Here is a 21,935-nt window from a genome sequence, read left to right on the forward strand (position 1 = left end):
TGGTCCGCCCGACGGGCAGTGACATTCAGAGTTCATCCATAAAATCTTGAAATAGCCCGCACCTGGAATGATCACGTGTTGTGAGTAATACGTTGCTCAGTGCCCCTGGGAAGCGCCCGCCCTCCGCCGCCTCCCGCGCCGAGAGCCGGCCGACACGCCCTCACACAGCACCACCGTCGGGCCCCAGCAGGTACAGCCAGGGGAGGAGGAGAAGGCGGAGCCAAGCATGGCCTTCTGGCTCACCTGCTGCATGACCGCCAGGGATTGCCGTTGGCCCGCGCGATCTCTGTGGCCGACCTCAACGACGAGCGAGAACTCCGATGCGCTGGAAGGGCAAGGCCTCCAGTTTCACGGCCATGCCCGGCACCACCTGCGATCGTCCGCCACAAACACCTGACCGAGCACACCGATGTTTTTCGAGCCGAACCCCAGAACTGGAACCGAGGCCAAGGAAGACCGCAAAAGGAAATCAAGCAACTCCACAGAGTCACGGATCTTGGTGCAGAGAAAGAAGGAAGGTGAAACAAAAGACGACAGGAGGCCGACAAGGTACGCGGTCACCCGGACCCTGCACAGAACTTCTGAATCCGCCCGGAAGCCTTCGCCCCCAGCTCCCCTCCTGGATGCGCGCAATCATGGCGCGAACACGGATCGTTGTTATTGCGTAACTGCACCGGTCGGACATTACCGGGGCCCGGCCGCTCACAGCGAACGGGTCCTCCCCGATCACGAGCAGACTCACCGGCACCGTAGTGAGTGACCGGAAGGCGTGCGCGATGATTACGCCCGTGGCCCTGGGCCCTCCGGTCCCGGGCGGCAGCACACGGACCATGCGGCCGAAAGAGGCCGACGACTGTGGCAGTGGGGCGCGCCTCTGGCCGCAGCGTACTGGCAGAACGTCGACCGGATCCATAGAACGCTGTGGAGAAATCATTGCGGCAAAGCAACGATCCACAGCTCGCACCCTCGGACAAGGCCGGAGCGGCAGGGACGGACGACCGCCGGATGACGGTACCGGGCTCCGCACACCGGTCCCCGGCTCCAACAACCGGTTCGCAACGCACCTTCACCCCGAGAACCCCGGGGCACGGGGGCTCTCTCCTCGCTCGCTCGACTCCGGGCGGCCGCATCGCCGCCGGGACCTGTCGGCCTGAGGACCGCGGGGGCCGGACTGTCCGCTCCCCGGCCGACAGGGAACACCGGCTTCCCGTCACACGGAGGAGGGAGAACCCAGCTCGCGAGAGCAGTAGGGACGGTCGAGGTGAGCGGGGCGAGGCACACCCCGGCCGTCCCGGACACCTGCGGGCCTTCATCCCTCGGACAAGGCGGGGATCACACCGGGTCGCTGGAGCGCACCCCGGTGATCTCGTTGTTGCGGAAGGCGTCCACGAACAGGGCATGGTCGACACGCACCTGCGCCGCGTAGCGATGTGCGAAGCCGGTGCACCAGTCGGCGAACTCCTGCTCCTTGCCGGCCAGGGAAGCGGTGATGGCGTTCTCGGTCTCACCGTCCACCAGGCTCGCGTCCGCGTGTGCATCGGAGACGCAGTGCGCCTTGGCCGTGGCCCGGCCCAGGTAGTCCAGTACCGGTGCGATGTCGGCGGGCTCGGTGAAGTCGTCCCACTCCAGGTCGTTGACGTAGGGCGAGAGTTCGCTGACCACGTATCCCTCGCCGTCGATGTCGGTGTGCCCCAGCAGCGGGTCGGCGTGGGCCTGCAGCGCACGCTGGGAGACCGCGGTGCGGTGGCCGTGGTGGTGGAACTGTTCCATGATCTTGCGGTCGGAGACCACCCGGGAGGGAGCGGCGATGTTGCCCTGCTTCACGGAGAGCACGAAGTCGTTCTCCCACGCTTCGGTGGGGCCCTCGATGAGGACGTTGTAGGCGGGCAGCCCGGCCGAGCCGATACCGAACCCGCTCTTGCCGACGATGTCCTTGATCCGGTACGCCAGCGGGTTGTACCGCTGTTCGTGCGGGATGGTCTCGACATACCTCCCGAAGGCGGCCGCCACACGCTCGTACTCATCACGGTCGAGCCGCCGAACGCCCGGACCGTTGCGGAAGACCGGCTCGTAGCCGTCCAGGGTGGTCATGGACCGCAGCATCTTGAAGCGGCTGTTCATGCGCGCTCGCTGCAGTACGTCGTGCACGGTGCCCTCGGTGTTGCCCAGACGCAGCGAGAACTCGTCGTCGTTGTTGTGCTCGGCGAAGGTGGCGACCTGGTCGACGTAGGCGTTGACGTAGCGCGGGACGAGGGCGCTGATGTCGTCGTCGGAGAGCGCCTTCTGCCAGCCCAGCAGAGCGATGCTGGCGACGAAGCGCAGCAGGTCCCAGGTGAAGTGCCCCAGGTAGGCCTCGTCGAAGTCGTTGATGTCGAAGACCAGTTGGCCCTCGGAGTTCATGTAGGTGCCGAAGTTCTCGGCGTGCAGGTCTCCCTGGATCCACACCCGGGACGTGCGCTGGTCGACCCAGGGGTCGGCCATGTCGATGGTGTCGGCGTAGAAGAGGCAGGCGCTTCCCCGGTAGAACGCGAAGGGGTCGGCGGCCATCTTGCGGAACTTGCCGCGGAAGGCCCGGGGGTCGGCCGCCATGAGGTGGGAGAAGGCGCTCTCGAGGGTCCGGACGATGTGGTCGCGCCGCTCGGGGGAGCTGTCGGGAGGGGTGTCAACGTCGAACATGGTCTCAGGATGCCTGCATAACGGGCATCGTGCACATTTATCAGCCGGCCACACGTTCCCACCCCGGCCTCAGGGGGTCGGGACCGTGCTCGACAGCACCACGTGGACGGTGGTGCCGCCCAGGATGCTCAACAGCGCGTTGCCGCGCCACAGGTGCAGGCCCACGGTGACGGCCAGGGCGGTCAGCGGTACCAGGGACTGCGGCTGCGGCAGGGGCAGGTCGCTCAGGGAGTAGACCGCCAGGATGATCATGACCCCGGCGGGCATGCGGGTACTGAAGTAGTCGACGGTGTCGACGGTGCGCATCGTGGCCAGGGCCGCGAACGGCAGGGCTCGGAGCCCCCAGGTGACGGCGGCGGCCACCAGGACCGCGGCGATGGCGGAATGGGTCTCAGACATGGCTGGGCCTCCTTCGGGATGCGAGGTGGCGGACCAGGAGTCCGGCGGCCAGGAACGCGAATGCGGCCACGAGCATCTGGTCGGGGAAGAGGAGCAGACCCGCCAGGGCGCTCCCGGCGGCGAGCACCGGGGTGGGCATGTCACTGCGGGTGTCTTTCAGGGCGTCGAGCGCCAACACGGTGAACAGGGCGGTCAGGGCGAAGTCCAGGCCCTGGACACTGTCGGGGACGAAACCTCCGACCAGGGCTCCGGCGGTCGCGCTGCCGACCCAGTACGCGTGCATGTGGAGCTGGGACCACAGGATGCGCCGACCCGGCCAGGTACGGGACCGCTCGCTGGTGGCCAGGGCATAGGCCTCGTCGCTCAGGGCGAAGGTGGCGTAGGCCTTGCCCGCCCCGCTCCTGATCCTGTGCAGCGGGAAGGAGAGCGCGTAGAACACGTGCCGGAAGTTCACCATGAACGCGCCCGCGGCGACGGCGGCCAGAGGGGCAGCTGCGGTGACCATCCCGACGAGCAGGAACTCGAAGGAGCCTCCGTAGATGAGCAGGGCCGACAGCCCGGCCCACCACCAGTCCAGGTCCGCCTGGACCACGAGGACCCCGTAGGCCAGACCGAGCGGGACGAAGCCCAGGCCCACCGGAGCGGAGTCGGTGAAGGCGACCCGCAGGTCAGGACTGATACGCATAGTGAAATTCTAAGAAATATTTTGCCTTATATGGTTACAGGAATGAGGCGTATGCTGCCGTTATGAGAAATGAATACACACTCGATGCGGTCGACCGTGAAATTCTGTTCCAACTACGTGAGGACGGCCGGCTGTCCAACGTCGAGTTGGCGCGGAGGGTCGGCCTGACCCCGCCCCCCTGCCTGCGCCGGGTCAAACGGCTGGAGGAGGCGGGCGTCATCACCGGGTACCGGGCCGTCGTCGACCCCGCACGGTTGGGAAGGGGCCTGGAAGTACTCGTCGACGTGGAGATCTACGCGACCGACCGCGCGACCATCCAGGAGTTCGAGGACACCGTCACCGGCTACGAGGAGGTCGTCGAGTTCCGCCGCATGTACGGCCGCCCCGACTTCTTCCTACGGGTGGCGGTGGCCGACCACGCCGCCTACGACGCCTTCCTGTCCGACCGGCTGAGCGGCCTGCCTGCCGTGCTGCGTGTGGAGTCGCGCCTGACGATGAAACAGATCAAGGCCGATCACTGATCGGTTCCCCGCCCGGGGGCGTTCCGGTGGCACGCGTCCAGGGGTGGGCGCTTCCACCGACCCGGCCCACGGGTATGACCCGCTGCAGGCCGTGCGGAACGGGGAGGGGCCGCGATCCGGTCCCTGTCCCGGCCGCCCCGGCCGATGCGGCTGCGAGGAGGGCGAGATGAGTCAACGGAGTGAGGGCCTTCGGGCCCCCGCCGCCATCGAGGTGCGCGGCGCGCGTGTGCACAACCTGAAGAACATCGACGTCGACGTCCCGCTGGGTGAGCTGGTCGCCGTCGCCGGCGTCTCCGGCTCGGGCAAGTCGTCGCTGGCCATGGGGGTGCTCTACGCGGAGGGCGCGCGGCGTTACATCGAGGCGTTGTCCACCTACACCCGTCGGCGCATGGCGCAAGCGGCGCGGGCCGACGTCGACCGGGTCAGACACGTCCCGGCCGCGCTGGCCCTGCGGCAGCGGCCCGGTGTGCCCGGCGTACGTTCGACCTTCGGCACCTCCACGGAGCTGCTCAACGTGGTCCGGCTGATGTTCTCCCGGCTGGGTTCCCATCTCTGCCCCAACGGCCACCGTCAGCGCCCTTCGCTGCACGTGGCGACCGAGGACCCGATGGTCTGCGGCACGTGCGGGGCCGAGTTCTACGCCCCCGAGGCCGAAGAGCTGGCGTTCAACTCAGAAGGGGCCTGCCCCACCTGCCAGGGCACCGGAACCGTCCGTGAGGTCGACGACACCTCGCTGATCCGGGACGAGTCGTCATCCATCGACGAGGGAACGGTCATCCCCTGGCAGATGTACGGCTTCAAGGTTCAGCCGCAGATCGCCCGTGAGTTCGGCGTGCGCACCGACGTGCCGTGGCGGGAGCTGGCCCGGTGGGAGAAGGGCATCGTCCTCGACGGTCCCGAGGAGAAGAAGCACATCACCGTCACCACGAAGAACGGTGTCCACGAGCTGGACTTCACCTTCCGCAACGCCCGGCTGACCGTGACCGCCGAGCTCGACCGCGCCAACGACGAGAAGCGGCTGGCGCGGGTGAGCCGGTTCCTCATCGAACGCACCTGCCCCGACTGTCACGGGACGCGGCTCTCCCCGGCTGCCCGCGCACCAGTGATCGGGGAAAGGAACCTGGCCGACGTCACCGCCATGACTCTGGAGGAGGTGCTCGACTGGGCGCCGGATGCCGTCGGCGCCGTGCCCGACGAGATGCGCTCCATGGCCCGCAGCCTGGTCGACACCCTGCTCCGGATGGCGCGGCGGCTGATCGAGCTGGGGCTGGGTTATCTCTCCCTGGACCGTGCCGGGTCGACCCTGTCCACCGGTGAACGCCAGCGTGTCCAGCTCGCCCGCGCTGTGCGCAACGAGACCACGGGTGTGCTCTACGTACTGGACGAACCCTCGATCGGGCTGCACCCCTCCAACATCCACGGGCTGCAGGGGGTCGTCGACGACCTGCTGGCGGAGGGCAACTCGGTGGTGATGGTCGACCACGACGTGCAGGTGTTGCGCGAGGCCGACCATCTGATCGAGATCGGCCCCGGTTCTGGGCACCGGGGCGGGACCGTGATCGCCCAGGGCACGGTTCCGGAGGTGGACCGGGACCCGGGCTCGCTGATCGGAGGGTTCCTCACCGGCCGCGAACGGGTCGTGGTGCGGGAACGGGCCGGGGCCGACCGGATGTTCGACCACGGCACGCTGCTCATGCGCACCGGCCCCGTGCACACCGTGCACGCCCTCGACGTGGCGATTCCCCGCGGGAGACTGACCGGGATCACCGGGGTCTCCGGTTCCGGCAAGACGACCCTGGTGTTGGAGAGCCTCGTCCCCTCACTACGGGCGGTCCGCGCCGGGAACCGGACCCGCCGGCCCGAGCACGTGCGGGAACTGGAGACCGGTGGGATCGAGAAGGTCAACATGGTGGACGCGACCCCGATCGGCGTCAACGTACGCTCCACCGTGTCCACCTACGTCGGCGTGCTGGACGATCTGCGGCGCGCCTACGCGCGGCTCGATGCCGCCCGGGCCGACGGGCTCGGGGCGGGGGACTTCTCCTACAACACCGGCTCACTGCGCTGCCCGCGTTGCGAAGGCACGGGGGAGATCTCCCTGGACGTGCAGTTCCTGCCCGACGTGGACATCGTCTGTCCCGACTGCGAGGGCTGCCGCTACGGTCCGGAGGCCGAGAAGTACACCCGCCGCTCCGACGGAGGTACGCAGGAGCTGGCGTTGCCGCAGCTACTGACCCTGACAGCGGCCGAGGCGATCGAACACGTGGGCGGTCTGAAGAAGGTACGCGCCAAACTCGATGCGCTGATCCACGTCGGGCTGGGTTATCTCACGCTCAACGAGGCCACCCCGGCACTGTCCGGGGGCGAGGCGCAGCGGTTGAAACTGGTCTCGGAGCTCGACCGGCGGCAGGGGCGGACTCTGTTCGTCTTCGACGAGCCCACCGTGGGGCTGCATCCCCTGGACGTGCGCGTGCTGATCGAGGTGTTGCAGAAGCTGGTGGACCAGGGCGGGACGGTGGTCGTGATCGAACACGACCTGGACCTGATCGCCAACGCCGACCACATCATCGACATGGGGCCGGGCGGCGGCACCGACGGCGGGCGGATCGTCGCCGCCGGCACCCCCGACGGGGTCGTCGGCGAGCCCGGCAGCGTCACCGGACGGTACCTGCGCGGCCACCTGGGAGGAGAGTGACCGCGGCGGGACTCACGAGAGGCCCAACGCTTCGTTGGTCCCGGTGCCGCCGAACACCCCGCCGGTGTTCGGGAAGGTGCCGGTCTCGACGATCTGCCGTGCCGCGTGCGTATCGGCCCGGCACTCCGCCCGTGCTGTCCTCCCCCGCCCTGCACCGGAGGCGGAACCGGCCGAACGATCTCCACACGCGGTGCGGGTTCCCGGGCAGCAAGGGAGAAGGGACCGGCCCGCCCGCCGGTGCGGGAGACCGGCGGCGGCGTCGTCCGGGCGGACCGGTTCATGTGAGGACGCTCAGTTCCCCACCCTCTTCGCGTGGTTCAGGGCCAGCAGGCTGACCAGGTCGTAGGCCACGTGCGAGGCGGCCGTGGAGGTGATCTGCGCGTGGTCGTAGGCGGGGGCGACCTCCACCACGTCGGCTCCCACCAGGTTCAGGTCGGCCAGCCCGCGCAGCATCTCCAGCAGTTCCCGGCTGGTGATCCCGCCGGCTTCGGGTGTCCCGGTTCCGGGGGCGTGTGCGGGGTCGAGGACGTCGATGTCCACGGACACGTACAACGGCCGGTTCCCGATGCGCCGGCGCAGGGCGTCGGAGATCTCGTCCACCCCCTTGCGCAGGACGTCGGCGGCGGTGACGATCCCGAAGCCGAAGCGGCGGTCGTCCTCCAGGTCGCGCTTGCCGTAGAGCGGGCCCCGGGTGCCCACGTGCGCGATGGCCTCGGTGTCGAGGATGCCCTCCTCCACGGCCCGGCGGAACGGGGTGCCGTGGGTGTAGGGCTCGCCGAAGTAGGTGTCCCAGGTGTCCAGGTGGGCGTCGAAGTGCAGCATGGCGATGGGACCGTGCTTGCGGTACAGGGAGCGCAGCAGCGGCAGCGCGATGGTGTGGTCGCCGCCCAGGGTCACGAGCCTGGTGCCGGCGTCGAGGAACTCCGAGGCGCCCTGGTCGAGCGTTTCCACCGCGTCCCCCACGGAGTAGGGGTTCACGGGGATGTCGCCGCCGTCGACGACCTGGAAGCGTTCGAACGGGGCCACCTCCAGCCCGGGGTGGTAGGGCCGCAGCAGGCGGCTGGCCTCACGGATCGCGGAGGGGCCGAACCGGGCTCCCGGGCGGTAGGACACACCGGTGTCGAAGGGCACGCCGACCACCGCGACGTCGGCGTGCTCGACCTGGTCGATGCGGGGAAGGCGGGCGAAGGTCGCGGGGCCGGCGAAACGCGGGACGAGGCTGGAGTCCGTGGGGCCGATCGGTGTGCTCATCGGGTTGCTCTTCCTGTCGTCGTCGACGTGGCTCCCGTGCGTGGTCCGATCGTTCGCGGACACCTGCGGCACGGTCGTGGTCCCGGTCAGCGTAAGGAGCCCTCCGGCGCCGTTCCAGTGGCCGAACCATACGGGTCCGAGGCAGAATTTGGACGGACCGTCCAAGGCACGTGGTTGTCGAAGGTGTGCGGCACACGCTGGATGCGGAGGGCCGCGCCGGGGAGACGGGGACTGTGGGCGGTGTCCACCGGACGGCGTGAACGACGGAGGCGACCATGGACGGGAACGGCGGTCGGGCCGAGAGCCGCAATGTTCCACTGAGTGTGATCACGGGCCGCCGCGACCTGGGTCTACGCACCGTCGTCGACGCGGGCGACCCGGGCATCACCTGGGCGGTCGCCAGCGAGCTGGCCGATCCCGCCGCGTACCTGCGCGGCGGCGAACTCCTGCTCACCGCCGGCATCAACCTGTCCGAGGGTTCCGCGCAGGTGCGTGATTACGTGGCGTCCCTGGTGGGTGTCGGCGTGGGCGCTGTCGGGTTCGGGGTCGCCCCGGTCCACCGGTCCGTCCCCGCTCCTCTGGTCGAGCAGTGCCGCGCGCAAGGGCTGCCCCTGCTGGAGGTTCCCGTGTCCGCGCCTTTCGCCGCGGTCAGCCGTGCGGTCGGTGAGGAGTTGGAGGAGCGCCATATGCGTGATGTCCGCCGTCTGGGCGAGGCCCACCAGGAGTTGGCGCTGGCGGTGGGTGCGCCTGCTCCGGTGGAGCGGGTCCTGGCGGTACTGGCCCTCTCCTTGGGGGGTTGGGCCGTGCACGTTTCCTCCGATCCGGCCCTGCCCTCCCACCGGACCCCGAGTGCGCCCGTCCCCTCAGGCACCGAGTTGCGGTCCCTGATCGACAAGCTCAACGACCCTTCCGGCCCACGCAGCGCCAAGGCGGTCGACGGTGGTGACGAGGTCTTCCTGCACACGGTCGGTGCTCCGCCGGAGAGGCGGGGCGTGGTACTGGTCGGCCGCCCCGAACCGCTGGGGGTCACCGACCGCGCGGTCCTGCGCACCGCCACCGCGCTGCTCGACCTGCTCGCACGTACGGGCAGTGACGAGCCGCCCGTCCCGGGGCCGGTCATCACCGGGTTGCTCCTGGACGGCGGGCTCGGCGTGAGGGCGGCGGCCGGGCTCGCCGAACTCGCCGACACCCGGGCCGGCGGCCCGCGTTCCCCCGCGTCCTTGCCCGTACACGCGGATCACGGCACCGACCCGCGGTGCGGCGGTGGCCGGGCCCCGTCGGACGGGACCGACACCTATCGGGCCCTGCGGGCCGTGCCGGTGCTCCGGGGCCGCTACAGCGCCCCGGGCGACCTGCCTCTGGAGACCCGTCTGGTCGACCGTGTGCCGGGGACCGGGGAAGTACGGACGCCGTCGGTACGCGCCGTCATCGCCGACCGCGGGGAGAACGCCCACAGGCAACACCTGGACCTGCTGCTCTCCCACGGCTGGGTCGCCGCGCTCGGCCCGCCCGCGTCACCGGAGGGTCTGCCGGGATCCGACCGGAGAGCGGCAGCCCTGCTGGTGCGGGCCCGGGCGACGGGCACTCCGCTGCTCTGGACGCAGGAGACCGATCCGTTCGAGGCCTTGCTGGACCCCGCTGCTGCCGCTTCGCTCAGCTCCGAGCTCCTGGGGCCGCTGGCCGAACACACCGGCACAGCCCGCTCCCTGCGCAGGACACTGCGCACGTGGCTGGCCCGGCACGGCAACTGGGACCGGACCGCGGCCGATCTGGGGGTCCACCGCAACAGTGTCCGTTACCGGATCGGCAGGATCGAGCGGGACCTGGGTGTGGACCTGTCCGACCCCGAACGGCGCATGCGCCTGTGGTTCGCGCTCGGCCGCCACGATCCCGAGGGGTGAGCACCTGATGGGAGGCGCCACAGCCGGCTGCCGTGGCGCTGGCCCGGAGGACGACGCGGCTGGTGCGCCGGTACGGCACGCGGGGCGCCCGCCTTCCCCGGTACCCGGGTTCGCGCGGGGCCGGTGCCCCGCTTCCGGCCCGGGTACCGGGGCTCGAGGCGGGGCGGCCTCAGGTGTTGAGGCCCTCGAGGATGCGGTGGGCCTCGTCGAGGCGTTCGGGGTAGGCCTCAGGTGTCCGTGACATCCGCATCGCCGAGAGCTCGCACGCCATCGTCAGGTGGGCGGCCAGAACGGCGACGGGCTCCTGCGCGCCGGCTTCGGTGAGGGCGGAAGCCAGGTTCGCTGAGCGCTGCTGTCTGGTGAGCAGGTACCGCGACCGCAACTCGGTGGACTCGCGCAGCAGGCGGGCGAGGATCGCCGAGTGCGCGGGCGAGAGCGAGGGCTGGGACCGGGCGGTCTCCTGGGCGTCCCTGAGTGCTTCCACGCAGGCGCGCAGGTTGCCCCCGAGAGGTCTGGGGGCCTTCTCGCGCACGTGGGCACACATGCGGTCCACCTCGGCGCCGTCGTCCGCGAAGAGTACCTGCTGTTTGTCGCCGAAGTAGCGGAAGAACGTGGTTCGTCCCACCTCGGCGCGTTCGGCGATCGCGGTGACGGTGACGTTTTCGAAACCGTGTTCGGAGAAGAGCTGGAAGGCGGCCGACACGATCGTGGCCCTGGCCTTGCGCCGTTTGCGAGCGTGAAGCGTGTCAGGGGGGTGGTGCATGAGCGACCCTATCGAGTGAGGACCCGGGTCTTCCTTCGACGGGACTCATAGGGACGGTAGTCCCTAATCGGGGAAGACGGCCGGGCTAGCGGGAAATCGACGTGGCCTGTCGGGTTCTGGTCGGCGCGACGGATGGGCACAGGCCGGGGTCCACACGCGCGCACCGTTGGCCCGGGATCCTATTGTACGGACCTTCTGCTCTGACAACCGCCTTCCCTTGTCGCCTTCTCCTGCCCGGCGAATAGGTTCCCTCTCAGAGGCATTATGCACGGACCTGACCGTACTTTTTTCGTTCACGGAAAATTGCACTCCGAGAAAGCAGTTCCGCACGGTCTCACCTCCCCTCCGAGGGCACATCCCTCCACGTTCCTCTCTCGGACGGCACCGCCCTCCACTGCAGTTTTCACGGGCGGTGCACGCGCCGCAACGGAAGGGGACGCATGTGGGCCAGGCTCCGCCACACCCATTCGAGGGGGCCGGTACGGAAGGCCCGCTGCCACAGGTGTGCGAAGAGCAGCGCGGCGGCGAGGAGGACGAGCGCGATCCCGTACTGGCCGAGTATCGGGATCCGGGCCTCGAACGGGCCCATCGTCAGGAGGAAGAAGGCGGTACTGGCCAGGTACACCGTCAACGTGACGCGGCCGAGCGGGGCCAGGCACCTCAGCGCGCGAGCGGCGAACCGGTCACGGCGCAGCAGCCACCACGCCAGACCGAGGAAGAACAGCGCTCCGCCCAGGCCGGACAGGGTCCCGGAGAAGGAGACGAGCATCTGCGAACCGGCGGGGAGGATCGGCACCCCGTCGGGGTCGAACCGCACCGGGTACAGCAGGTCGTCGAGGAAGAGGACGGCCATGCCCAGGACCTGTGTGGCCAGGCCGATCCACACGAAGCCCCCCGGAAGGCGTGTGGGAACGTCCGTGGAACGCGGATCGAGCTCCGGGCGCCGTGCCAGCCACACACCAACGCAGAAGAACCCGAGCGTCTGCGGGAGCGGGGCGACCTGCATGTTCCAGGACCCCAGGTCCATCAGGTCCACGAGGTACTCGGCGCCGGGCGCGAGGGCGAACAGGACTGCGGATCCCGCGAGCGGGCGCTTGCGTGACCCGGCCAGCAGCAGCGGCATCAGCGGTGTCAGGACCAGAGCGGTGAGGGCGTAGTGGGTGAGGATGTCCCCGCTGAAGACCGCGAGGTGGGGAAGGCCGAACAGTACCCCCAGGGCGGTGTAGCGGCGCACCATGGCCGCCGCCGGCCGTGTGCCCCGGTCCCGGGCCGAGCGCCAGGCCAGGACCGCCCCGGCCCCCAGCAGCACCATGAGCAGGGCGCGGGCCTTGCCGGACATCAGCAGGACGAGCCCGCCGTCGACGAGTGAGGTCAGGGTGCCGAAGGGCTTCTCCCCGAAACTTTCGGCGGCCAGGACGACGGAGGTGGCGTTCATCGCGATCACGCCGATCATCGCCAGCCCCCGGGCCACGTCCAGCAGGGGGAGCCGGCGGCGGACGGCGTCCCCTCCGGAGTGGTGGGCGGGCAGGGTCCCCGGTGCGCCTCCGGTGTCCGAGGGTTTCCCGGGGCGGGTCGGGGTACCGGTGCGCGGGGCTGCTCCTCCGGCCCGCTCGGCGGCGTCGCGTTCGTGCCCGGCGCCGCTCACGGGCGGTGCGGGTTCGGGGGTACGTTCCACGGTCACTGGGGTCCTCACGTCCTCGGTTCGTTTCCTGCGATCCTGTACCGCGCGCCCGCCCCGCCACATCCACCCGATGGCCGACCGGGCCGACCCCGGTGTTCGTTCTTTCGACCGATACTTCTCCCCCGGTCGCGGCCCTAATGTGGCTGCATGCCCCGCTTCTCAGCCCTGTCCGGGTACTTCACGGACCCGTCCACCCGTCCCCGTGCCCTGGCCGTGTGCGCCGCCGTGGGCCTGACAGTGATCCTGGTGGCGATGTGGGTCGTGGACCTGGGGAACGCCCTGGCGATCCCGGAACGCGAGGACTGGTCGGGCCCGCCGAGTTCTCCGATGGATTTCGCGCCCGCGGCCTCCGGAGCGGTCTGTGCGGTACTGCTGATACTGGTCGTGCGTCCGCGGGCCGGCGCGGGGGCGACCTTCGCGGCGGCGGTGGCGGCGCCCCTGGTGGTCACGGCGCTCTCGGTGCTGGTGTGGCCCCTGCCGCGCGGCCTGTTCGGTTACCCCACCGCCGGTTCGGAGTTCACCTCCGTCCTGGCGCTGTTGGCCCTGACGGCCCTGCGCTGCAACGCCCCGCGTATCGCCGTGGTGTCGTTGTCGGTGTTCGTGGCCGCCTACTCCGACTCCCTGCGCGACTTCTTCATGGCCGACCCCTACCCCGCCCTGCTCGCGGTCGTGTTCGGCCTGGCACCCGGCCTGTACCTGCGGTGGCTCGGGAGTGAGCGGCGCGCACAGGAGGAACGGGCCCGCCAGACCGAACGTCTCGCCATCGCCCGGGACCTGCACGACGTGGTGGCGCACGAGGTCACCGGGATCGTGGTGCAGGCACAGGCGTTGCGGTACGTGGCCGAACGCGATCCGTCGGCGGTGCACGAGGCCCTGCCGCAGATCGAGGAGGCCGGCACACGCGCTCTGGAGTCCATGCGGGGACTGGTCTCCGGGCTGCGCGAACAGGGTTCGGCCCCGCTGGCACCGGTCGCCGTGGAAGGTCTGCGCGAGCTCGCCGCCCCGGCCGCACCCGGGCGTCCCGGTGTGGCGGTGGAGCTCTCCGGGCCGGTCGGGGAACTCCCGGCGGACGTGGGCGCGGCCCTGCTGCGTGTGGCCCAGGAGTCGGTGACCAACGCACTGCGGCACGCCCGCAACGCAGGCCGGGTCCGGGTCCGGGTGACGGTGGCCGACACCGTGGAGCTGGAGGTGGCCGACGACGGTCACGGCTCCTCGCGACGCGGGGGCGGCGGTCACGGACTGGTCGGGATGGCCGAGCGGGTGCGTCTGTTGGGCGGGGAACTGTCCGCGGGGCCCTCCGAGACACGGCAGGGTTGGACGGTGCGGGCGACTGTGCCCGTACCGGAGCGAGAGGGGAACGGGGCACGGTGACGATCCGGGTACTGCTGGCCGACGACCAGCCGATGGTACGGACGGGGTTCCGCTACATGCTGGACGCCGAGGACGGGATCGAGGTCGTCGGTGAGGCCGGGGACGGACTCGAGGCGGTGCGGCTGGCCGAGGAGCTGCGCCCGGACGTGGTGCTCATGGACATACGCATGCCGGGGATCGACGGCCTGGAGGCCACACGCAGGTTGGCCGGCCCGCAGGTCGAACAGCCGCTCCGGGTGGTCGTGGTGACCACGTTCGACCTGGACGAGTACGTGCACGCGGCACTGACCGGCGGAGCGGTCGGGTTCCTGCTCAAGGACGCGGGCCCGGCGCTGCTGATGGAGGCGGTACGGGCGGCCGACCGGGGCGACGCGCTGGTCTCCCCGCGCATCACCGTGCGCCTGCTCCGGCATTTCGCGGCCGCGTACACGCCCGAGCCGCTGCGGTCGGAGGTCGGGTTGACCGAGCGCGAGAGCGACATCGTGCGGTCGGTGGCGCGCGGGGCGACCAACACCGAGGTCGCCGAGGAGCTGTACGTGACCGTGAGCACGGTCAAGACGCACCTGGCCCGGGTGCAGGAGAAACTCGGTACCCGCAACCGGGTGGAGATCGCCGCGTGGGCGCACCGCAACGGCCTGGCGGGGTGAGCCCCGCGGCCGGGGGCGTCCCCGGGGTTCCGGGGGTCCCGGGAACGATGGTCACCACGGGCCGTCGCCGTAGTCCTTGAGGAAACGGCCGTAGAGGTCCTCGCCGGCCTCGCCGCGCACAACGGGGTCGTAGACCCGGGCGGCCCCGTCGGTGAGGTCGAGCGGGGCATGGAACCCGGCCTCGGCCAGGCGTTCCTTCTCCGGGTGGGGGCGCTCGTCGGTGATCCAGCCGGTGTCGACGCTGTTCATGAGGATGCCGTCGCGCTCGAACATCTCCTGGGCGCTGGTGCGGGTGAGCATGTTCAGCGCGGCCTTGGCCATGTTGGTGTGCGGGTGGCCCGACCCCTTGTAGCCGCGGCCGAAGACACCCTCCATGGCGGAGACGTTGACGACGTGGGTGCGGCGCGCCGGTGAGGCGGCCAGGGCCGGGCGAAGGCGGTCGACCAGCATGAACGGTGCGCTGACGTTGCACAGCTGTACCTCGAGCATCTCCACGGGGTCGACCCCGCCCACGTGCTGGGTCCAACTGTTGACGGGGGCCAGGTCGGGGACGAGCCCGCCGGCGTCGATGGCGGTTCCGGAACGTACCCGCTCCATGGAGGCCGATCCGGTGGTCAGGGCCAGGGAGGTGAGCATCTGCGGGGTGAAGGTGTGCCGGGCCGCGGTCAGGGCGCCGTCGGCCCCGCCCTCGGTGAGTTCCTGGACACGGGGCCGCAGGCCGCCGAGCACCCGGGGCCGGGGCAGACCGCGGCCGGTGACGGGTTCGGCCTCGGCCTCCAGGAGCGGCGTGTAGGAGGCCGGGGAGCGGCGCACGGTCTGGGCGGCGTTGTTGATGAGCACGTCCAGGTGCCCGTGTGCGGCGACGGTGTCGGCGAGCTCCACCACCTGGGAGGGGTCGCGCAGGTCGATACCGACCACCTCCAGGCGGTGCAGCCACTCGTGGCTGTCCTCCATGGCGGCGAAGCGGCGTACGGCGTCGTTGGGGAAGCGTGTGGTGATGGTGGTGTGGGCGCCGTCGCGCAGCAGCCGCAGGGCGATGTACATCCCGATCTTGGCGCGGCCGCCGGTGAGCAGGGCACGGCGGCCGGTCAGGTCGGTGCGCGCGTTGCGGCGCCGTCGGTTCTCGGCAGCACAGCTCGGGCAGAGCTGGTGGTAGAACGCGTCGACCTCGCGGTACTTGTCCTTGCAGACGTAACAGGGACGGGCCTTGTGCACCACTCCGGCGAGGGGGCCGTCGCTGCCGCTGGTGAGGGCGCGCCCGCTGGTCTCGTCGTCGATGCGGTCGGGTGCGGCGGTGGCCGTGGCCGCGAAGACGGCGGCGTCGTGCTCCTTGACGCGGGCGCGGCGTTCCCGGCGCCGCTGTTCCTTGACCGCCTTGAACAGCCCGGCGGTGGCCCGTTGCACCGCGATGGAGTCGGGGTGGTCGCTGGGCAGCGACCCGGCCTCGGCGATCACTTCCAGAGCCGAGCTCAGCCGGTCGTGGCCGATTCCCTCGGTCGTGCTCCGTTCCGTCGTATCCGTCACTTCCACCACTGCTCTTCTTCGTTCCGTGCGGGCCCGGGCGGGCCGTCCGGAAGTTTATGCGGATCGGCGTACCGCCCTGGCTCGGCCTGCCGGTCGCGGACGTCCGGCAGGGCGGTCCCGGCCCTGGTGAGCGGGGCCCCGGCCCTGGTGACCGAAACGATCCACGGAACGGCCCCCACGAGCGGCCCGTCCGGGGGACGATGGAGCGGTACCAGGATCGCGGCCGGGGCCTTCCCCGGGCAGGAGGATCAAGTGGACGGATCGACGCGTGAACTCGTGGTGTTGCTCGACGAGGACCACCGTCACGTCGGGGTCGCCGACAAGGCCACGGTGCACACCGGGGACACCCCGCTGCACCTGGCGTTCTCCTCCTACGTGCTGGATGCGCGTGGACGGGTGTTGATGACCCGGCGGGCCTTGGACAAGATCACGTGGCCGGGGGTGTGGACCAACAGCTGCTGCGGCCACCCGGGACCGGACGAGCCCCCGGAGGCCGCGGTGCGGCGGCGTGCCCGCCAGGAGCTGGGGATGGAACTGGCCGACGTGTGGCCGGCGTTGCCCGACTTCCGCTACCGGGCGGAGTCGGCCGAGGGGATCGTGGAGAACGAGGTCTGCCCGGTCTTCTGGGCGTACACCGACGACGAGCCCTCCCCCTCCCCGGACGAGGTCGCCGAGTACACGTGGGTGGAGTGGGCTGACCTGGTGGCGGCGGCCGAGCGTGCGCCGTGGGCGCTCAGCCCGTGGTCGGTGCTGCAGATCCCCGCGATGCCGGCCCCGGAGAGGGCGTGGACGGCTGACGGGAGCGGGGTCCGGGCCTGAGGGGCCCGGCGGCCCCGACCGGCGCCTGTGGGTGGAGGAAGCGTTGGTGGCCACGGGGGTGTGGCACGCGGGAGTGCCCGCCCCCGCCGGGGCGTCACTGCCCGGTGAGTTCCCTGGAGACCTCGGTGACCTCCCAGGAGGGGTCGTACTCGGAATGGTCGGCGTAGACGGCCGCCAGGCACTTCACGGCCATACGCCAGGCGAACAGTTCGGACCAGGGGTCGCCGCCCCGGTCGGCCGCCGAGGGTTCCACCGTGCGCATACTCGTCTCGTGCGCTTCCGTGTAGCCGCGCACGATCCTGCGTTTCGCCACGATCTCGGCAAGCGCCCGTTCCCTGCCGCGGGAGCCTTCCGGGGCTGCTCTCGACGCGCGTTCGTCCTCGTCCAACCGCGCGTTCAGGAACTCGGCGATGGTCAACGGACAGCTCCTCATCTGTACCGCGTTGCCCTACACAAGGGTCAGTATCCGCCATAGGGCTCTTTCAGGCCACTCCGGCCGGAACCGGTCGCAGGGGGTTGGCGGCCCCTCAGCCACACGGGTTCCGGGACCCAGGTCAGACGCACCCCTCGAACTGCGGGACGGTCCGGAGGAGCTCCAGATCGGTGCTGCCGAACCACTTCTCCAGCAGTTCTCCGGCGGTCCCGTCCTGGTACATCCGGTTGATCGCCTTGTTCACGGCCTCACAGGCCTCCACGTCCTCGTACGGCAGGCCCACCCCGTACTTCTCGTCGGTGAAGGGGTAGTTCACGAACCGGTAGGCGGAGGGGTCCTCGGCGAGGTACCCGGCCAGGATCAGGTCGTCGGTGGAGACGGCGTCGGCGCTGCCGTCGTCGAGCCGGTCGATGCACCGACTGTAACTGGGGGCCTCGGACACGGTCGCGTCGATGCCCAGCCCCTCGGTGATGCGCGAGGCGGAGTTGGAGCCCTCCCCCTGGCACACCTCGAGCCCCTCCAGGTCGCGCACGGTCTCGATGTCGGTGGCGTCGGCGCTCACGAGTATGTCCTGCTTGGCGACGTAGTAGGGGCCGCCGAAGGTCACCTCGGTCTTGCGTTCGGGGGTGATGGAGTAGGTGGCCACGACCATGTCCACCTCGCCCTCGATGATCTTGTCCTCGCGTTCGACGGAGGTCACCCCGACCATCTCGACGTCGTCGCGGTCGAAACCCATCTCCTCGGCCAGGTAGTGGGCAACGTCCACGTCGAAGCCGGCGAACTCGCCGTTCTCTCCCAGGCCCAGTCCGGGCTGGTCGAACTTGACCCCGATGGTGATCGTGTCGCCCTCCAGGACCGAGGCCTCCTCCCCGGACGCCGCACAGGCGGCCAGGGTCGAGAGCCCCACGGCGGCCGCGAGGAGGGACGTGACGGGCCGGTGCCGTTTCCGCCCCGGCCCGGCGGGTGCTCCGTGGAGCGTTCTCGGATCGGTGAACCGGGATGATTCGACGAACATGACCTGGTCCTCGTCTCTGGGGGTCATCGGTACTCGGCCAGGCGCGGACGCGCCCCGGCGGCGAGGAGCGCCAGCACCAGCAGGGTTCCGGTGGGCAGCAGCCACGCCCACACCGACAGGGAGCGCTCACCGCTGTCGATGCCGCTCGCGAACTGCTCTCCGTGCAGCTCGATGAGGCGGTCGAGGGCGTCGGTGTAATCGGTGAAGGCGCCCTCCTGGTGGTGGGCGATGTCCATGCGGGCGTCGATGGCGCCGGACCGGTCACCGTCCTCGGAGAGCTCGCGCATGCGCCGGTCCTCGTCCTGGAGGGTGTCGTAGGCGGAGAGGACCTCGCCGAGAGCCCCGCGTTCCGTCGGCAGGAGGGAGTCGCGAGCGTCCTCACCCAGGTAGCCGAGGGTGCCGGGGTCGGTGTCCTGTCCGTCCTCGCCCGGCTGTACCCCCTCGCCCGGCAGGTCGGGGTAGGCGTCCGCGACCTCCCGGATCTGCCCGTAGTACTCCTCCAGGTTCCCGGCAGGGCGGAACAGCACCGCCTGTGCGCGTTCGAGGTAGACCTGCTGGTGGTTGTCGGCCAGTTCCGGGTCGAGCAGGTAGCGGCTCTGGTCGGCCTGCATGTCGGTGGCCACGGCCTCGGCCCGGGCCAGGGCCATGGCGGCGTCCAGGCCCTCCTCCTTTGCGCGGCTCTGGGCACCGCCGGCCGCGTCGAGGGTCAGGACCACCCCCGCGGTCAGTGCTGTGGTGAGCGCCGTCGCCGCGAGCAGGGGCACGTTGAGACGGCGGCGGAAACGTCGGCTCAGGTAGATCTGGAACCCCGCCAGGACACCGATGGCGAGCACTCCGGTACCACCCACTCGGAGCAGCCCCAGTACGAGCGCGTCCTGGCCCTCCTCGTGGTTGGCGCGCACGATCGCCGAAGAGCCCAGGCCGAGGTTGAAGGCCTTGGGCATGAGGTCGGTGTGCATGAGGCGGCTGCCCTCGCGGTAGCGCTCCAGGGCGGCCCCGTCCACCTCACCGGGGGGCGCCTCCGCCTCGTCGTTGAGCAGCAGCGCCTCGCCGGCCACGCGTTCGTACTCGCCCAGCCCGTCCAGGACGGCCTGGACGTTGCGTTCCTCGATGCTGTCGCCCTCGGTGAGAGAGGCGGCCTGCAGCAGGGCCTCGTTGGCCCGCGTGCGGCTGGCCTCGTACTGTTCCTCGGCGGACTCGCGCCCCGACCCGAGTCCGTGGTCGGTGCCCATGAGGAGTACGTCGGCCACGTGTGCGTCCATGCCGGCCAGGGCCAGGTACAGCTCCGTGGTGGCCATGGCCTGGGGCCCGGCGTCCTCCCCCAGCACCTCCACGCCGTTGCGGGCCTGTTCCAGCGCGGAACCCGCCGACACGGACAGACCGGCCACCACCAGGACCGAGGCCACGGTCAGGAGCCACAGCCTCGCGGGGGTCGTGCGCAGGCGCACACGGAGGACCGACGGGAAGCGCTCATCCCCGTCGGACGACGATGACGGTCCACGCGCCGACGTAGATGCGGTCGTTGTCATTGAGTGGAACCTCCACGTGGGGGGTGATGGGGTTCGCGATCCCGTTGACCGTGGTGCCGTTGGTCGAGCCGGGGTCCATGAGGGTCCACGTGTCCGCTTCTCCTGCCAGCAGGACCGCGTGGACGTGGGAGATCGCCGGGTCGCCGCCGGGGCCGCCCAGGTCGATCTCGGGGACGGGACCGCGGGAGACTCTGCTCCGGCCGATACGGATCCGGTCGCCGCTCAGGGGGACACGGCGGGGCCGGTGGTCGGCGGGAAAGACGATGCGGTCGGGGTCGAGCATGCCCTGGTCGACCATGTACTGGTAGTACGCGGGGTCGGCGGACACGTCGGCGTTCCAGAGCGTACCGAGGGGGTGTGCACCGGGATACCGGAGCTGGTGGGCACCGGGCTGCGCGGTGAAGTCGTGGCCGCACTCCTCACAGAACCGGCCGGCGCGGGAGGTCCCGCACCCGGGGCAGGGGCCGCCGCGGGGTTCGCCCACGCCCGGGTCAGGGTCCGGCAGGGGCGGGGGCGCGGGGACGTCCGAGGGGATCAGGGTCTGCATGCGGAAGCCGCACACGTCGCAGAAACCGTCGGCCGTGGAGTGGTGCCCGGACGGGCAACTCGGCATGTGGCCCTCCTAGCCGGGTCCGAGGGTTCCGGCCGGCCCAGGGACGGACGGGTGCGGCACTGGTGCGTCTCGAGGCCCGCGCACGGGGACGACGACCACGCTCACGTTGTCCTTTCCGCCCGCCCGGAGTGCCAGGCCGACGTACTCGCGGGCGGTTCCCAGGGGGTCGGCCCCGGGGCCCGGCACTGCGGCGGCCATCTCCCCCGGTTCGTCGTAGTAGTTCCACAGTCCGTCGCTGCACAGCACCACGGCACCCGGGCCGGTCGGCGTGACGGTACGGACGTGGGCGTCGATCTCGCCGGAGTCGGCTCCCAACCAGGCGATGAGGGCGTGGGCGTGGGCGGAGCGCATGGCTTCCTCCCGGGTGAGGGCGCCGGCCTGGACCATCGCCTCGGCCCAGGAGTCGTCACGGGTCAGCAGCGCGGGGGCGTCGGCGTCCCCGTTGTCGGGGACCCAGTAGACACGGCTGTCACCGACCCAGCCGACGGTGACCGATCCGGCCGCGGGGTCGACCACCGCCGACACGAACGTACATGCGGGTGCGGAGCCGGGCGGGTCGGCGATGGCGGCGACGGCCTCGGCGGCCCGGGTCACGGCCGTCCCGGTGGCCTCCCGGGGGCCGGCGCCGGCACCGATCTGCTCGGCCAGGACACCCGCACCGGTCTCGGCCGTCACGCGGGAGGCCTCGTCCGAGCGGGGCGAACTGGAGACGCCGTCGCACACGACGGCGCAGACCGTCCCTGGCCCGTGCTCGGAGTTCTCCGCCACGACCCGCACGGCCATGGCGTCCTCGTTGCGGCGGTGCCGGTGCCCGACGTCGCTGACTCCCGAGGCGCGGGCGGTACGCACGACCACGTGGTCGCGTCCGGTGGGTTGCAGGTGCAGGCACGTGCCGCAGTAGCCGTCGGTGACCCGGCCCGGGCACCAGGCGCAGGTCTGCGGGCCTGCGGGGCCGACCGCGTTCCCCTCCACCGTTCGCGGACCCAGGGGTAGGGCGTTCGCGTGCGGGGAGGTCCCGCCCCCGGCCCCGGAGGTGTCGCGGCGCACCGGTTGGGTGGCGAGCGTGTCGATCTGGTCCCACTCGGAGTCCACGGCCAGGCTGCCGGTCAGGGAGGTACCCCCGCTGTGGACGTGTCCGCTGTACTCGGAGAGCCGGCTCCAGCGTGCACCGCTCGGGGTGGTCCAGTCCCCGCCCCCGGGACGCCCGCGGGCGCTCAGCAGGGCCGCGGACCCCTCCCCGACCCTGTCGGCCGCACCGAGCGGTGCGGCGCCGTCCCCGGTCTCCTCCGGTTCCGGAGGGGCCTGTCGTACCTCGTCCGGCAGAGTACGGCCGCAGCCCTCGCAGAAAGCGTCCCCGGCAGCCACTCTGTCCGCGCATCCGGGGCAGGTCCGCACCTTTGTCATCGGTGTTC

At 70.8% G+C, this 21,935-nt stretch carries 18 protein-coding genes; 6 read left to right on the plus strand and 12 right to left on the minus strand.

Going from position 1 to position 21,935, the window contains the following annotated elements; genetic code table 11:
- Positions 1-1,332: 1,332 nt before the first annotated feature.
- The 3 genes from D456_RS0118330 to D456_RS0118340 all read right to left on the minus strand — a co-directional run bounded on the left by D456_RS0118330 (position 1,333) and on the right by D456_RS0118340 (position 3,760).
- Positions 1,333-2,676, minus strand: coding sequence for a DUF2252 domain-containing protein (locus D456_RS0118330; RefSeq protein WP_017577640.1), 1,344 nt, complete (start codon positions 2,674-2,676; stop codon positions 1,333-1,335).
- Between the two features lie 69 nt (positions 2,677-2,745).
- Positions 2,746-3,075 carry a branched-chain amino acid transporter permease gene (locus D456_RS0118335; RefSeq protein WP_017577641.1) on the minus strand — a complete coding sequence of 110 codons (330 nt, stop codon included), beginning with the start codon at positions 3,073-3,075 and terminating at the stop codon, positions 2,746-2,748.
- Positions 3,068-3,760 carry an AzlC family ABC transporter permease gene (locus D456_RS0118340; RefSeq protein ID WP_017577642.1) on the minus strand — a complete coding sequence of 231 codons (693 nt, stop codon included), beginning with the start codon at positions 3,758-3,760 and terminating at the stop codon, positions 3,068-3,070. Before D456_RS0118340 ends, D456_RS0118335 begins: the two co-directional genes overlap by 8 nt.
- Before the next feature lie 62 nt (positions 3,761-3,822).
- On the opposite strand from D456_RS0118340, the gene D456_RS0118345 reads away from it, so the two are divergent.
- Positions 3,823-4,281 (plus strand): Lrp/AsnC family transcriptional regulator, encoded by a 459-nt coding sequence (locus tag D456_RS0118345; RefSeq protein WP_017577643.1) that lies wholly within the window; start codon positions 3,823-3,825, stop codon positions 4,279-4,281.
- Between the two features lie 166 nt (positions 4,282-4,447).
- Complete coding sequence (locus tag D456_RS0118350) at positions 4,448-6,976, plus strand: excinuclease ABC subunit UvrA (RefSeq protein WP_017577644.1); 2,529 nt, start codon at positions 4,448-4,450, stop codon at positions 6,974-6,976.
- A gap of 291 nt (positions 6,977-7,267) precedes the next feature.
- On the opposite strand, the gene speB is transcribed toward D456_RS0118350, so the two are convergent.
- Positions 7,268-8,227, minus strand: a complete 960-nt coding sequence (speB, locus tag D456_RS0118355) for an agmatinase (protein ID WP_026115997.1) — start codon at positions 8,225-8,227, stop codon at positions 7,268-7,270.
- A gap of 275 nt (positions 8,228-8,502) precedes the next feature.
- Here speB and D456_RS0118360 point away from each other — a divergent pair, with 275 nt between their 5' ends.
- On the plus strand, positions 8,503-10,128 hold the full coding sequence (locus tag D456_RS0118360; RefSeq protein WP_017577646.1) for a PucR family transcriptional regulator: 1,626 nt from the start codon (positions 8,503-8,505) through the stop codon (positions 10,126-10,128).
- Between the two features lie 169 nt (positions 10,129-10,297).
- On the opposite strand, the gene D456_RS0118365 is transcribed toward D456_RS0118360, so the two are convergent.
- Positions 10,298-10,891 (minus strand): TetR family transcriptional regulator, encoded by a 594-nt coding sequence (locus D456_RS0118365; RefSeq protein ID WP_017577647.1) that lies wholly within the window; start codon positions 10,889-10,891, stop codon positions 10,298-10,300.
- 403 nt (positions 10,892-11,294) lie between these two features.
- Positions 11,295-12,572: a DUF418 domain-containing protein gene (locus D456_RS0118370; RefSeq protein WP_017577648.1), complete on the minus strand. Its 1,278-nt coding sequence runs from the start codon at positions 12,570-12,572 to the stop codon at positions 11,295-11,297.
- Positions 12,573-12,719: 147 nt separating this feature from the next.
- Between D456_RS0118370 and D456_RS0118375 the strand changes: the two genes are divergently transcribed.
- Together D456_RS0118375 and D456_RS0118380 are read left to right on the plus strand one after the other, a co-directional pair.
- Positions 12,720-13,943, plus strand: coding sequence for a sensor histidine kinase (locus D456_RS0118375; protein ID WP_020480253.1), 1,224 nt, complete (start codon positions 12,720-12,722; stop codon positions 13,941-13,943).
- Positions 13,940-14,590: a response regulator gene (locus D456_RS0118380; protein ID WP_017577651.1), complete on the plus strand. Its 651-nt coding sequence runs from the start codon at positions 13,940-13,942 to the stop codon at positions 14,588-14,590. The genes D456_RS0118375 and D456_RS0118380 overlap by 4 nt, the downstream gene beginning before the upstream one ends.
- Before the next feature lie 51 nt (positions 14,591-14,641).
- Here D456_RS0118380 and D456_RS0118385 read toward each other — a convergent pair whose 3' ends face one another.
- On the minus strand, positions 14,642-16,123 hold the full coding sequence (locus D456_RS0118385) for an SDR family NAD(P)-dependent oxidoreductase (RefSeq protein ID WP_017577652.1): 1,482 nt from the start codon (positions 16,121-16,123) through the stop codon (positions 14,642-14,644).
- Positions 16,124-16,366: 243 nt separating this feature from the next.
- On the opposite strand from D456_RS0118385, the gene idi reads away from it, so the two are divergent.
- Positions 16,367-16,933 carry an isopentenyl-diphosphate Delta-isomerase gene (gene idi, locus D456_RS24480; RefSeq protein WP_017577653.1) on the plus strand — a complete coding sequence of 189 codons (567 nt, stop codon included), beginning with the start codon at positions 16,367-16,369 and terminating at the stop codon, positions 16,931-16,933.
- A gap of 94 nt (positions 16,934-17,027) precedes the next feature.
- On the opposite strand, the gene D456_RS0118395 is transcribed toward idi, so the two are convergent.
- The 5 genes from D456_RS0118395 to D456_RS0118415 form a co-directional block, all read right to left on the minus strand.
- Positions 17,028-17,351, minus strand: a complete 324-nt coding sequence (locus D456_RS0118395; protein WP_017577654.1) for a DUF6221 family protein — start codon at positions 17,349-17,351, stop codon at positions 17,028-17,030.
- 136 nt (positions 17,352-17,487) lie between these two features.
- Positions 17,488-18,408, minus strand: coding sequence for a glutamate ABC transporter substrate-binding protein (locus D456_RS0118400; RefSeq protein ID WP_017577655.1), 921 nt, complete (start codon positions 18,406-18,408; stop codon positions 17,488-17,490).
- On the minus strand, positions 18,405-19,823 hold the full coding sequence (locus D456_RS0118405) for a hypothetical protein (protein ID WP_026115998.1): 1,419 nt from the start codon (positions 19,821-19,823) through the stop codon (positions 18,405-18,407). The genes D456_RS0118400 and D456_RS0118405 overlap by 4 nt, the downstream gene beginning before the upstream one ends.
- Before the next feature lie 28 nt (positions 19,824-19,851).
- A complete protein-coding gene (locus D456_RS0118410; protein WP_017577657.1) occupies positions 19,852-20,523 on the minus strand; it encodes an FHA domain-containing protein in 672 nt (223 codons plus the stop codon).
- A 9-nt stretch (positions 20,524-20,532) separates the two neighbouring features.
- The gene (locus D456_RS0118415; RefSeq protein ID WP_026115999.1) at positions 20,533-21,927 is read right to left on the minus strand and encodes a PP2C family protein-serine/threonine phosphatase; all 1,395 of its coding nucleotides are present in this window, start codon (positions 21,925-21,927) and stop codon (positions 20,533-20,535) included.
- Positions 21,928-21,935: the final 8 nt, after the last annotated feature.

The sequence above is a fragment of the Nocardiopsis kunsanensis DSM 44524 genome, assembly GCF_000340965.1.
In the GTDB taxonomy this organism is placed as follows: domain Bacteria; phylum Actinomycetota; class Actinomycetes; order Streptosporangiales; family Streptosporangiaceae; genus Nocardiopsis; species Nocardiopsis kunsanensis.